We start from the raw sequence: 12718 nt of genomic DNA, 5'->3' as shown, positions 1-12718 counted from the left end.
CTTCACCGATCTGTTCGCTTCCCGTCACTACAACCCGACCGGACTCGCGCAATTTATCAACTTTACCGAAGGCCCTCCATCCTACGACTGGAACGCAAACCCGCTGAAAGATCCTCCCGCGCTCGCCTATCCGGCCATTCCGCCCAACTGGGAGTCATCCGATCGGATCGCGAGGTCGAAGCCGTCGACGCAGACTTTTGCGCGGCTGTTTCAGGAGACGGTATGGGGTGGTGTTTCGGACGATCCGCGGGTCAAGGACTTCAGTATCAGCCAGTTTCAGACTAATCCCGCCGATCCTCCTCTCAACCCTCCGGACGGCCTTGCAAAAGCGCCATTCACATACTGGAAGCGCAGCCTCGACTCGTATACGCAGGTTATGACCACACTTGACGGTTACGTCGGTAGCGTACTCGACGCTTTGCCGCGTGCTGTCGCCGCCAACACCATCGTCGTCTTCACGTCGGATCACGGCGAGTATGCAAGCGCGCATGGTTTCGTTTCCGGTAAGGCAGGTTCGTGCTACGAAGAGATTTACAATGTCCCTCTGATCGTATTTGATCCCACAGGAAATTTTACTGACGACATCGACATCGTACGGACGGGGCTCACCTCGTCGGTCGATATCCTGGCGATGCTGGTCAGCCTTGGTTACAAGGGGGATCGGGGATGGTTAAACGGCGATCTTGCGCAACTGTATGGCCGTCGCCATGACCTCTTGCCGATGCTCAAATCGGCCAACGCGGCGGGGCGTCCCTATGTCGTCTACACGTCGGACGAAACTGTGCCGCGAATCTACAATTTCAACAACTCGCCTGGTCACATCATCGGGCTGCGAACGCCCGATGCCAAGCTTGGTGTCTATTCCAACTGGACACAGGCGACCACCAGCATAGCGATGGACGGGGCGATGGAATTTGAGTTCTATGATTACTCGACGCCGGGCGGCCGCCTTGAACTTGCAAACCGCAAGAGAGACCCAGCGGCCGCGGCCCTTTACAGCGCTTTGCTTGGCGATGTGCTGCCCAATGAGTTGCGCGCACCGCTGCCCGCCAGTCTGCTTGGACAACAGACCGTCGTCCGCGATCGATACCTTTTGTACGTCGATCTCGTCAATGGTACGTCAAAGCCGGATTTGCCATTCCGTATCGGAGATCTTTGAATGGCTTTGTCGTGAGTGTCTCCCTTTGCGAGCGACAGGGGGTGAAGAATGAAGCGTGACATGGGCCCAATCCGCGAGCTAATGCTGAAGCTGCAGGAGTATCCGAAGGTGGGGCGACGGCCGCAATGGTCCTCTCAACGGCCGCCTGAACGAATGTTGTGACAGTCTCAAAGTGGCCGGCTACGGTCGTACGTATCCGACGCGGGCGACCCTTGCGGAAATTTAATAAGCGAGCGAGAACGTCGGACGCCGGCTCCAGATCGGACCGTCCTCACGCTGATCCCGTCGCGCAGATCATCGTCCAAACCTCGGGTGTTCCAGCGCCAACTGCAATTGGTGAGCTTGGTCGAGATGGAAAATAAAAGACAGACGAGACCGGACGAGGAGTGCCTTCAATTCCGCGTTCGTCGTGGACCGAATGAAGGTGTTTACCAATTTGACCAGTTGCTGCAGGAAGATCACCTCGCGATCAAGGTACGCCTGGTCGAACTCGTGAGCTTCGACTGCATTGAGCCTCGCAAGGTCGTCGTAGCTCTGCTGCGAGCGCATCGCTAATCCCACTTCGTTGTGGAGTCGCTGCGAGTCTCTGCATCAATCCAGCGGTTTCCTGGTTGACCTGTCCATGCTCGTCAATCATCCGATTCGCGAAGAATCGTACGCTTCTCGACTGCGTTCTGCGCAAGGCTGTTTGGCCGGCCGCGATTTCCGCCTGATTCGCCACAACGATGATGCCGACGATTTGTGCATCGGTCAGACCCGCCTCCTGGCCAAATGCGCAAATTGTCGATGCGAGGAGCAGCACCAGTGCTCCAGCGGTACGTTTAACGTTCATTGTTCCCCTCAAATTCGCGTTCCGGTCCTTAGCGCACCGATCACTGAGCGCGTCTACAACACAGTAGACATGCTACGCTTCCTCGATGGCTACATGCGCGTGACAATGCCCGTCGAGGTCACGCATCCGGCCGGATTCATCGAGTTGAGGGGCCAGCAGCCGACGCAAAATTCTTGATCGTACCCGACCGCAAGCGCCAGGCTAACGCGTGACAGTTACCGGCTTGTCGTCACTCCCCTGCCGATTCGGACCGCCGCGCCAGGCAGCGAGGCATTCAACTTCCCGGCTGCATGAACTCGATCGCCGAACCGTCCGGCCCCACGGCGTATAACACCTCAGTACCTGCTTGCAGTCCCGCCGCAATGAGTTGTTGCACCCCTGCCGATGCCATCCAGTAGGCGCGATGCGCCGGAGCACCGCGTCGAGATCGTCGACGTAAAACGCGATGTGAATCGCGCCTACTTGGCAATGGATCGGCTGGTACGTCCGTTCGTTGCTCGACGCCGCCATATTTCAGTGGTTCGACACTCGCGGGGAGGGGTTGCGGGGATGGCCTGCTTTCGACCCCAAGCGGCCCACCGCCCGTCACTTTTGGGCGGCAGCTTTCTCCGCGACAAGAGACGGTTACAACAGGACAAAAGTGACCTCTGCTGAATTTCGCCACTCATCGAATAGACCGGATGAGTGGGTTCGTGCAATCCACTCACGTCGCGCTGATGTCAGCCGGCGCTCGGTTGCCAAAGCGCAACGGGTCGCCGTGTGCTGAGGTGAAGCCATAGAGCTCGGGGCTGACCAGGCCATCTTCCCACATTGACGGCCCATCTGCCCAGACCAGCAGGCTCGCACCATAGCGCGACGAAAAGGTAACCTGGGTGCCAGGCTCCATGACGACAAAATCACCAGCCTTTACCGTCGATACCGCGTCGTGTGCAACAAACGACAGATCGCCAGCAAGCACAAAAGCGTCGACCAGCGCGCTAAGCCGGTGTGCAGGAATTTTCGTTCCTGGCAAAAGCATCAGTTGCGTCATTCGACGCACGTGGAGTGTGTTCGCATAGTCGTAGACGAGTCGTCGCGTAAGCCCGGCGACTCGTGTCGCACTGACCTGGACTGCATCAAGCCTGATGCTCAGGTCCGGAAGATGTTCCGGAAATTCATTTTCGAAATCGGAATGGCGATTGCCCGCGTGCAGCGAATGCGTGACGTCGGGACCATATGCAACGGGTCCTTCCATGCGTCCCACCGTAAGCGTCGGCAAATAAGCAATAGCATCGTGTGTGGATCCCGCGAAGTTCACGCCGAGTTCACCAGCTCCAGTCGTACCCTGGAAGTCAGTCAACGCACCCGACAGAAAATAGCTGAAGGCCGTACCGAGGTGCTGATGCACGCCAGTTCGCGCTAACGTGTCGAACGACATGAACCCGAACGAATGTCCTGTCCGGTCATCGCAGCCCGATACCGCTTGCGGCGCCTGTTATCGCCACTGTCTTTCCGCTGAAGTCCACTGCGTTCGCCAAGTTGCAGATGGCGCCCGATATCGGGTTGTCGAATACTGCGTATGGTCTCGGTGCCGGTATTTTTTTCATCGGGTACTGCCTGTTCGAAATCCCAAGCAACATGCTGCTGCACCGAGTCGGCGCCCGAGCGTGGATCACACGGATTCTCGTGTCATGGGGCGTGCTGTCGGCCTGCACATGTTCGTCACCGGCCCGACCTCTTTCTACGTCCTGCGCTTTTTCCTCGGCGTGGCGGAAGCCGGCTTTGCACCGGGCATCATGCTTTACGTCAGCCAATGGTTTCCGGCCCGTACCCGGGGGCGCGTGATCGCAGTTTTCATGACTGCTTTGCCGATTTCCGGCGTGATCGGCAGCCCGCTATCCGCATGGCTCATGACCTCCGCACCGGCTCTCCTCCCGCTTCGCGGCTGGCAATGGATGTTTCTGTGCGAAGGATTGCCCGCCATCCTGTGCGGCATCGCGTTCTGGAAGCTGGTTCCCGACACCATCGATGAGGCGGCCTGGCTTGATGCTGCGGAAAAAGCCGCGCTCAAGGCGGAATTGGGTGGGGGCCAGACGCATCACACGGGCAGCTTTGCGAAAGGCCTGTCTGACCCGCGGGTGTGGATGCTGTGCGTGATCTATTTCGCGTTCGTAGCGGCGCTGTACGGCGTGAGCTTCTGGTTGCCGACGCTGATCAAGGCGCTCGGTTTCGTCGGCATCCGGCAGATCGGACTGATGACGGCACTACCTTACGCAGCGGCGGTTGCGACCATGTTGGCACTTGCCTGGAATTCAGACCGTACCGGTGAACGCCGCAAGCATCTCGCGCTGGCGGGCCTGCTGGGCGCCGTATTTCTGATACTAAGCGTGCTGTTGCGCGGCACCCCTATGTGGTCTTTTGGCGCGTTGATCGCAGCCATGGCCGGCATCGTGACAGCCATTCCGCTCTTCTGGAATCTCCCGACCGCTTTTCTTAAAGGTGCCACCGCCGCGACAGGGTTTGCGCTGATCACGTCGATCGGCAATCTGTCGGGATTTGTTGCGCCCTTTCTGGTCGGGGTGGTCACCGACGCGAGCGGCAGTACTGCGTCGGGCATGTACGCGCTCGCTGCGGCAGCGCTCGTCGGTGTACTTCTTGTCTTCCTTGTTCCTGCCCGGCTTGTGGACCGGCCGTCAACCATTTAAGGATATTTAATGATCAACCAATCGCCAGAATCGCGGGATGATCCGCGCACCTCTGCCAGTCGCGTCGCGATAGTGACTGGCGGTGCGACAGGAATAGGCGCGGCCATCTCGCAACGACTCGCATCGGATGGCTTCCTCGCAGTCATCGCTGATATCGACGCAGACGCCGCACAGAATCTCGTAGCCTCTATCAAAGTAGCTGGCGGCAACGCGTCTTCGCTGCGTCTCGATGTCTCCGACGCATCGTCGATTGACACGGCTTTCAGCGCGCTTGAGCGGGAACACGGCCGGTGCGACGTCCTGATCAACAATGCGGGCATCGCAGGTGTTTCGTCGTTTCTCGAATGCCCTCTTGACGTCTGGTTGCGCGTACTCGCGATTAACGTCACGGGACCTATGCTCTGTGGGCAGCGCGCGGCAAGGTTGATGATGCGTCACGACTGGGGACGCATTGTTAATATTGCGTCAATCAGCGGCGTTCGAGCGAGTGCCGGCCGAACGGCATATGGAACGTCCAAAGCGGCCTTGATCGGGCTTACACGACAGATGGCAATCGAACTTGCTGAAAGGTGTATCACGGTGAACAGCGTCGCACCAGGCCCGATTGAGACGCCGATGACCCGGGACCATCACTCAACCGAAACGCGTGAAACCTACAACCGGACTGTGCCGATGCGTCGCTACGGGGAGCCGTCGGAAATTGCCGATACCGTTGCGTTTCTCTGTTCTAATGGCGCGGCGTACATCATGGGTCAAAACGTAGCAGTCGATGGTGGCTTTCTAGCGGCGGGAATACTCGACATCTAGCAGCGACAACCGCGGCATATCGGTACCATTGATCGCAAAGCGGGTGACGGTCTCTCATATGAGCGCAAGCGGCCACTCAGCCGCCTTCACCATATGTCAGGTCCTGGCCGAACCCGGTCCGACGAAGACGTCGGAGGATCCGCCTCGCGCGGCATCTATACAAGTGGCATAAGTCGACCCTCGGGCATACGCCGGCGATAACGGTCTACGGCCGCTCGCAAGGCACTTACGGTCGTTGCCTGGGGCCCGTACCAACTAGCGCGCTTCGAAGCCTGACAAGCGCCTGTATCGATCGCTAGCCTTCACGTGACCGTTTCGTAAGGTATCGTACTGCCGCCTTTCAATCCTCTCGTCCAACGCTCATTGCTTTCCGATAAACTTCACAAGCTGGCGCAGTGATCGAGTTCAATCAAGGCAGTTCGAAGAAGGTCGCGGCCAAGAAGCCAAGGCGGCGATGACTAGCTTTCCGTATAAGTGGGCGCGGTGACCCAGATGAACGATTGCACGTCGATCATGTCTCGCGGCACGAGTTCCGCGCGGCCGTCCCTGATCAATTTGCCCTTCAGAGTCTCGAAAAGCGTCAGGACGCAGCGATAGGTGAGCCAGTTCAGCTCGGGACGATAGTTGATGTCGATCTGAAGCATATCGGCCGCATGCCTGGTGACCTCGGGTTTGACGAAGACCTGAGTCTCCGGGAAGCCGATGAAAAGGAAATACGTTGCTATAGGCCATTTCGCTGCATCAATCTTGTCGAGCATCTTGCAGAACCGCTCGAACCGGTGCTGCACGGACTCATAGCCGTGGAGGAGACAGTCAAGCGCTTCGGCGAAGGCCTGCTGGTTTTCTTCGAGCGACAGACTGTTCCCCAAGCCTATTTTCTCTTGCTGGTGAATCAGGTTGGTCTTGTTGATGACCGCCTTTGCCCGCTCGCCTATTTCCTTAAATGCGCGGGCGTCGAGCAACTGGGCGATGGCGTCCTTTCCGAGACGTTCACGAAGCAGATCGCCGGCGACAACTTTGTACTCTCGCTCGCTTTGCCGTCCCGAAAAGTAAGCGTGATCATTGAATCCTTGCGGAAAATAGCTGAGAAAATTGTCGACTGCTTTCTTGAGTGAAAGAGTCATGGACGGCTTCCCGGCCTTCGAAGGCTGTCCTTTGGAGCGGGCCAACTGACGCGCAACGAGCGCCGTCAGATGGTCGGACTGCGCCTCATCGCCCGTCACGTTTGTAAACTTCGCTTTGGCCGGATCGAGTTCTTTCAGGCCCACGTCTTCGAAGATGATACGAACACGGTCCGCCGTCTGATCTGCGAGCACCTCTCCGAGGCCCCACTCGGTTCGTGTCGCGTGTTTCACGCGATCGCCTTTTCTAAGTTTCGCCTGCATCCTCATCCTCGTGTCTTCGCGCATGGTCCGTAGGCTAGTGCTTCCAGCCGATTCTCTGTGTGTGGTGACGAACACATCCTTTCGACCATCGCGCTTATGAAGCGCGCGATGCCCAACGGCTGCAACGAGCGGAAACTTCACGAACAGCCAGACGTGATAGCGCCACGGACGATGCCATTTGCCTTGTAGCTTTCGACCAGTTCCCCGAAGCGGACGAATTTGATCCGCTCGTGCCAGCTGACATTCACGAAATGGCCGTTTTCCGAGTCGACGCGCCGCCGGAACGTCCGAGCGACGGTGGGAGCGAATGACGCTTCCTGGTCGGGTGCAATAGGCATACGCAGCTTGATCCCCACCAGGCTGCGATCGGCAGCACGCGACCCTCTCCGGCCATACGCGGCCGCGCTTGCACGACGGCCGCTTCCAAAGGCACAGCGGCCATCCGTGCTGTCGCGTCGGCGGGTTACTCGGCAGCCACGCGGTCATCTGCACCCAGTCGGGTCCCGCGCTTGACGAATGGTCGCTTACGAGCGCCCCCCAAGACCACCCGAATCGTTTCATCCTGTCATGCCACCTCCAATGGCAGCGTGGACCGACCAGTGAAGCAATTCTGATTAACCCGCTGATCCGGAAAAAGGCTATTAACCTGCTGTAATTTCGGCTGTAGTCGATTGCGTATGAGTTCGACCATCGGTGGGATACCGCGCCGTGCATTGCTCACTACAGGAGGAGATTCGAAGCTCTGCGCCCCCCCGTTGTCACGACGCTGCAGCAGAAAGTAGGGCGGCGACCGCCGGAAATTCCGCCGGCGGCCTCCGGAAAGTAAGTCAAGAGAGGTGCCTCATGCGGAATTGGTTGCTCACGCATTTGCACAGACGGGCATCTGCTCTGCAAGTTCGACGTGCAACCGCAGTTTCCCGCCAATTCACGGAAGCGACATATCCGCTTTTATGCCCGACACAAACACGCACGCTGTCGGTTTTTGGACAGACTGCCTGCTGCTCGACGGAAGCCAATTAAACTGAGAGCAGAGAAATGCGTGGCGGATTGCGCCTCGCATTAGTCTGCATGTCCTATCGGTGCCGCCCTATAACAAACCAAGCTACACAAGCTCAATGCGAACGCAGACGACTTGGGGCGAATTCGAGGCGAAAACGCCATGCTGCCGATTGGATCCTTGGCCGACGCTGCGGCCGAGCTTGCTGCCACCTTCCGAGGGCAGCTCCTGAAACCCATGGACGCCGGCTATGAGGATGCGAGAAGGGTCCACAACGGCCTGGTCGATAAGCGGCCCGCCTTGATCGCCAGGTGCCAGGGCGTGGCCGACGTTGTCGGGGCCCTCGATCTCACCCGCAGGCTCGGCCTCGAGGTTGCAATTCGCGGCGGCGGCCACAATGTGGCAGGACGGGCGACGATTGATGGTGGGGTGATGGTCGATCTTTCGCCGATGAAGGGCATCCATGTCGATCCGGAGGGTAGAACAGTCTGGGCGCAAGGCGGCGTCACCTGGGGCGAGCTCAATCGCGAGACGCAGTTGCATGGCCTGGCTGTCACCGGGGGCGTGGTCTCCAGCACGGGCATTGCCGGACTTAGCCTCGGGGGCGGAGTGGGCTGGCTGATGGGCAAATACGGCCTGGCACTCGATAATCTGCGGGCGGTGGAGCTCGTCACGGCTGGCGGCAAGGTCTTGCGGGCTAGCAAGCACCAGGAGCCCGAGCTTTTCTGGGCTCTTCGGGGCGGCGGCGGAAACTTCGGGGTCGCCACGAGCTTCGAGTATGAACTCCACCCGGTTGGGCCGACCATTATGGGCGGCCCGATCGTCCACCCGATCGAACGCTCCCGCGCCATGCTCGAATTCTTCCGCGACAGCACACGATCGCTACCTGATGAACACACACTATACGCATCGCTGACGCATGCGCCAGACGGGTCCGGCACGGAGGTGGCCGCCCTGGTCACCTGCCACTGCGGGCCGTTGGAAGACGCCGAAAGGGCCATGCGGCCGCTGAAACAATTCGCGCTTCCCATCCTGGATGCCGTTGGGCCGATCCCCTACTCCCAGCTCAACAGCATGCTCGACGCCAACTACCCGAAAGGCGCTCTCAACTACTGGAAGTCCAACTTCCTCACAGAGCTGAGCGACGCTGCGATCGACACCATGATTAGCTGTTTCGCGCGGTGCCCGACGACAATGGGCCAACTGCTCCTCGAACATTTCCACGGCGCCGTCGCCCGGGTAAATGTTGCCGATACGGCCTTCCCGCACCGGCGTGAAGGCTACAACTTCCTCGTGCTCGCTCAATGGATGCAGCCGGCGGAGACCGGCGCATGCGTCGCCTGGGCTCGCGAAACCTACGAAGAGATGCGACCTTTCTTTGCCGCCGGTCGCTATGTCAACTACTTGGACGACGACGAGACGGGCGAACCAATTGCAGCTGCATACGGTCCCAATTACCGACGGCTTCAGCAGATCAAGGCCAAGTACGATCCGACGAACTTCTTCCGCATGAACCAGAACATCCGGCCGCTGGCCTGACGGGGATCGTCCCAATTTCGGTCATCTACTGACCAGCGCGCGCAGCGCTTCCTCTTTCATTGAAAGAGTGGTCTCGACGTGGCTGTGAGTGTGTGTGGTGACTCTCGTGGACCCCGCCTATTCCGCCTACTTGAACCGGACATTCAGAGATGGCCTGGGGCCGCGTGGCGCGAAAGGTTTGACCGATTCTTCCGTAGGGCATCCGGCAGGTTTCGAACTGCACCAGCCGTTCGAATGACCGTTTCGTGGGATAGGCGAGCGGCAAGAATTGGCCGGCTCCGGTCAGACATAAGGCAAGACTTTGCTCGCCGTGGTCCGCGTCGCGGCTACACAAGCACTCGTACGTGAAGTCGCGGTCATGGCAACGTTTGCCATCGGCGAGTCGAGCACGATTATGAAACCTCGAGACCCGATGGCTGCGTCGGCCTTGTCCTCGACGTGTGCCAGAGGCGAAGTCCGCACCGGCCGCCAACCATCCGCTCCGCCGCTGGCAATCCCGATAACGTATGGCAAACCCGGCCATTGCTTCATGCACATTTCCTAGCAAAGCGCGGTGGCCTGCGTGGGTGCGTGATCCGCCAATCGTCATTACGAGCGAAGCATACGCAGCCTCCAGTCAAAGAAGCTCGCATTCGCTACTTCTGCGCCCTATAACGGTAGGGAAATAATGGGGTGAAATGCCATGGCAAACTTGCTTCAATCCAACTCGGCTCCCGGCGCGCCCGGAAATCCGCTCAATTGGAGCCGCGCGGACAAGGATGCCATCGGCACCGCGCGCTCCTTGTCCAGCCAAGTGTGGTACACGACCGCAGGGGGAATCCTCACCGAAATATACTTTCCAGACGTTGACACCCCGCAAGTGCGTGACTTCCAGCTCATCGTCACTGACGGGTCGACCTTCTTTCACGATATGCAGAAGGATTTCACGTACCAGTGCACATTTCCGGAACCGCAAGCCCTGTCCTTCCAGCTGAATTCCCAGGCTATCGGACAGCCCTACACGGTCGTGCAGGACGTGATCACTGAACCGGGTGCGTCTTGCCTCTTAGTTCGCACGACATTGCAGGGAGCCCAACCTTTCCTCGATAAGCTACACGTCTATGCGCTTCTGGCGCCGCATATGGCGGGATATGGAGCCGATAACACTGCATACCGCGTAAGCACCCCAAATGGAGATCGGTTGGTGGCTACGCGCGCAAATTATTGGCTGGCCCTGGGAGCAGACCGCGGCTTTGGGGTGACCAGTTGCGGATTCGTGGGTGTCAACGACGGCTGGACCGATATCATCGCCAACAAACGCTTGCCGGTCTGGAATTACGATTCGGCCAAGGGAGGATACGTCGCTTTGACGGCGGAGATCAAACGCGCACCGGGGCAAAATGAATTTGTACTGGCACTGGCGTTCTGCATCGATGAAGCAACCCCGATAACGCAGACCTCCCCCAACAACGCGCTGACCGCCGTCTCCGAGGCGCTGTCGTATCCTTTTGACGGACCCGCGGGCACTTACAGCCATCTGCAGGCATTTATCCAGGGCTGGAAAGCAGCAGTTCCCACGTCGTTCGTACCGAAACCAGGGACCACGGGAGACGGTGATTCGCTTTTCAATAAAAGTCGAAACATCCTGCTCTCCCATGAAGACAAGACAGCTGACGGAGCGCTGGTGGCCTCGTTAAGCATTCCTTGGGGGCGGACGATCACGGATCTGGCTTGCGGTTATCACATGGTTTGGCCGCGTGATATGTGCCAGAGCGCAATCGCGCTCCTTGCCGCGGGCGAAGAAGATGCGCCGTTGCGAGGGCTCATGTTTCTGGCCTCTTCGCAGTCGGCGGATGGCAACTTCCACCAGAAGTTCTTCATCGACGGAGAGCCGTGGCCAGGGGACTGCTCGCAGCTTGATGAATATTCGTTTCCTATCATCCTGGCCTATCACCTGAGCCAGGCCGGTTTGCTCAATCAGTTCGACCCGACGGGGATGGTACTGGCTGCCGCGAGGGCGCTGATCATAAATGGCCCGATGACCCAGCAGGAGCGATGGGAAGAGCTCGAAGGTTATTCGCCATCGACTCTCGCATCGAACATAGCCGCGTTAGTTTGCGCCGCCGATCAATGGGCGGACCCGACTACGGCTCAATTTCTGCTCGAATACGCTGACTTCCTTGAGGCGCATCTCGAGGCATGGTGCGTGACCACACAAGGCACGCTACTGCCAGGCGTTTCGCAACACTACGTCCGGATTTTGCCGACGCACGTCAAGGGCGGCGCAAGAGACTTCGGTTTTCCGGAAGATCCCAATGTTGTCCAGGTGACCCTTTGGAATCAGACGTACAACGCACGAGACGTCGTGGACGCGGGCTTTCTGGAACTGGTGCGATATGGCGTGCGCGGCGCGGACGATCCTATCATCGTCAGTTCCGTCAAGGTTGTCGACGCGATCATCAAGAAAAGCCTGCCGCAGGGGCCAGGTTTCTACCGGTACAACCACGACGGTTATGGTCAAGGGGATCTTGGTCAGGACTGGTACGTTGGCTGCTCCTTCGGTGTCGGCCGCCCGTGGCCGTTGCTCACCGGCGAACGCGGCCATTACGAACTGGCGGCTGGCAACGACCCCAAACCCTACATTCAATATCTTGAGGCGTTCGCTGGATCGCGTGGTTTGCTTCCGGAGCAAGTGTGGGATCTACCCAATCTTCCGAACACTCCGTTCGTCACCGGAGGACCGACCGGCTCTGCCATGCCCCTTGCATGGGCACACGCCGAATACATCAAGCTGGTTCGATCCGCTTCGGACAATCGTGTCTTCGACCGGCTGGATGTAGTGGCTAACCGCTACCAGCCGACGGCGGGCGGGACTCCGCGCGCCGCGAGCACGCTCGAGGTCTGGAACTTCGATCGTCAGTTACCGTCGATGGCGGCGGGCAAGACGGTTCGCATTCCTCTGGATGCACCTTTCCGTCTGCGCTGGTCGATCGATAACTGGAACACATGGCAGGACACGACAGCCGCCGCCACCGCGCTCGCCATCTTCTACGTAGACCTGCCTACGCAAGCAGCTCAGGCGGGGTCGTCCCTTACATTCACCTTCTTCTGGACTGCAACCCAGACATGGCAGGGGGAAAACTTCACCATCGCCCTCCACCTCTGAGCGACCACGGGTCAGGCAGCAACCAGGTGGCGCAGGCGCTGCAGGAGGGCGACATCGCTATGAAATCTTCAAAGCGTTCGGTACAAAGGGAAGATAGGTCGTCTTTGTGGTCGAGCTTCGTCAGCCGTCGTTCGATGACGCTCGCTCTACCGCGACCGGCAGAACGCGAC

General features: G+C 58.9%; 10 protein-coding genes. 6 read left to right on the top strand and 4 right to left on the bottom strand.

Annotation, left to right across the window (positions count from 1 at the left end; genetic code table 11):
• A partial coding sequence (locus PQR02_RS38100) for a sulfatase-like hydrolase/transferase (protein WP_408242997.1) occupies positions 1 to 1159 on the top strand: 1159 nt, incomplete at its 5' end.
• A 294-nt stretch (positions 1160 to 1453) separates the two neighbouring features.
• On the opposite strand, the gene PQR02_RS38095 is transcribed toward PQR02_RS38100, so the two are convergent.
• Together PQR02_RS38095 and PQR02_RS38090 are read right to left on the bottom strand one after the other, a co-directional pair.
• Complete coding sequence (locus PQR02_RS38095; protein ID WP_408242996.1) at positions 1454 to 1708, bottom strand: DUF4142 domain-containing protein; 255 nt, start codon at positions 1706 to 1708, stop codon at positions 1454 to 1456.
• Positions 1629 to 1880 (bottom strand): DUF4142 domain-containing protein, encoded by a 252-nt coding sequence (locus PQR02_RS38090; RefSeq protein WP_408242998.1) that lies wholly within the window; start codon positions 1878 to 1880, stop codon positions 1629 to 1631. Before PQR02_RS38090 ends, PQR02_RS38095 begins: the two co-directional genes overlap by 80 nt.
• On the opposite strand from PQR02_RS38090, the gene PQR02_RS38085 reads away from it, so the two are divergent.
• Complete coding sequence (locus PQR02_RS38085; protein WP_408242999.1) at positions 1782 to 2168, top strand: hypothetical protein; 387 nt, start codon at positions 1782 to 1784, stop codon at positions 2166 to 2168. The genes PQR02_RS38090 and PQR02_RS38085 overlap by 99 nt on opposite strands.
• Before the next feature lie 526 nt (positions 2169 to 2694).
• Here the strand turns inward: PQR02_RS38085 and PQR02_RS38080 are convergent.
• The gene (locus tag PQR02_RS38080; protein ID WP_408242995.1) at positions 2695 to 3408 is read right to left on the bottom strand and encodes a hypothetical protein; all 714 of its coding nucleotides are present in this window, start codon (positions 3406 to 3408) and stop codon (positions 2695 to 2697) included.
• Between the two features lie 229 nt (positions 3409 to 3637).
• Here PQR02_RS38080 and PQR02_RS38075 point away from each other — a divergent pair, with 229 nt between their 5' ends.
• Both PQR02_RS38075 and PQR02_RS38070 read left to right on the top strand, forming a co-directional pair.
• Positions 3638 to 4675: an MFS transporter gene (locus PQR02_RS38075; RefSeq protein ID WP_408242994.1), complete on the top strand. Its 1038-nt coding sequence runs from the start codon at positions 3638 to 3640 to the stop codon at positions 4673 to 4675.
• Between the two features lie 9 nt (positions 4676 to 4684).
• Entirely contained in the window at positions 4685 to 5482 is a 798-nt protein-coding gene (locus PQR02_RS38070; RefSeq protein WP_408242993.1) for an SDR family NAD(P)-dependent oxidoreductase, read from the top strand.
• Positions 5483 to 5940: 458 nt separating this feature from the next.
• On the opposite strand, the gene PQR02_RS38065 is transcribed toward PQR02_RS38070, so the two are convergent.
• The gene (locus tag PQR02_RS38065; RefSeq protein WP_408242992.1) at positions 5941 to 6867 is read right to left on the bottom strand and encodes a DUF3553 domain-containing protein; all 927 of its coding nucleotides are present in this window, start codon (positions 6865 to 6867) and stop codon (positions 5941 to 5943) included.
• Between the two features lie 1159 nt (positions 6868 to 8026).
• On the opposite strand from PQR02_RS38065, the gene PQR02_RS38060 reads away from it, so the two are divergent.
• A complete protein-coding gene (locus tag PQR02_RS38060) occupies positions 8027 to 9403 on the top strand; it encodes an FAD-binding oxidoreductase (protein WP_408242991.1) in 1377 nt (458 codons plus the stop codon).
• 682 nt (positions 9404 to 10085) lie between these two features.
• The gene (locus tag PQR02_RS38055; protein WP_408242990.1) at positions 10086 to 12548 is read left to right on the top strand and encodes a glycoside hydrolase family 15 protein; all 2463 of its coding nucleotides are present in this window, start codon (positions 10086 to 10088) and stop codon (positions 12546 to 12548) included.
• The last annotated feature ends 170 nt before the right edge of the window (positions 12549 to 12718 follow it).

The sequence above is a fragment of the Paraburkholderia sediminicola genome (assembly GCF_046026895.1).
Classification (GTDB): domain Bacteria; phylum Pseudomonadota; class Gammaproteobacteria; order Burkholderiales; family Burkholderiaceae; genus Paraburkholderia; species Paraburkholderia sediminicola_C.
Note: the sequence above shows the minus strand (reverse complement) of the source record. Positions and strands in the feature narration are given on the sequence as shown.

Excerpts from the sequence above, each read along its gene's own strand:
- PQR02_RS38095 (WP_408242996.1), bottom strand. The coding sequence starts at position 1,708 with ATGCGCTCGCAGCAGAGCTACGACGACCTTGCGAGGCTCAATGCAGTC.
- PQR02_RS38085 (WP_408242999.1), top strand. The coding sequence starts at position 1,782 with ATGCTCGTCAATCATCCGATTCGCGAAGAATCGTACGCTTCTCGACTG.
- PQR02_RS38080 (WP_408242995.1), bottom strand. The coding sequence starts at position 3,408 with ATGTCGTTCGACACGTTAGCGCGAACTGGCGTGCATCAGCACCTCGGT.
- PQR02_RS38070 (WP_408242993.1), top strand. The coding sequence starts at position 4,685 with ATGATCAACCAATCGCCAGAATCGCGGGATGATCCGCGCACCTCTGCC.
- PQR02_RS38065 (WP_408242992.1), bottom strand. The coding sequence starts at position 6,867 with ATGCAGGCGAAACTTAGAAAAGGCGATCGCGTGAAACACGCGACACGA.
- PQR02_RS38060 (WP_408242991.1), top strand. The coding sequence starts at position 8,027 with ATGCTGCCGATTGGATCCTTGGCCGACGCTGCGGCCGAGCTTGCTGCC.
- PQR02_RS38055 (WP_408242990.1), top strand. The coding sequence starts at position 10,086 with ATGGCAAACTTGCTTCAATCCAACTCGGCTCCCGGCGCGCCCGGAAAT.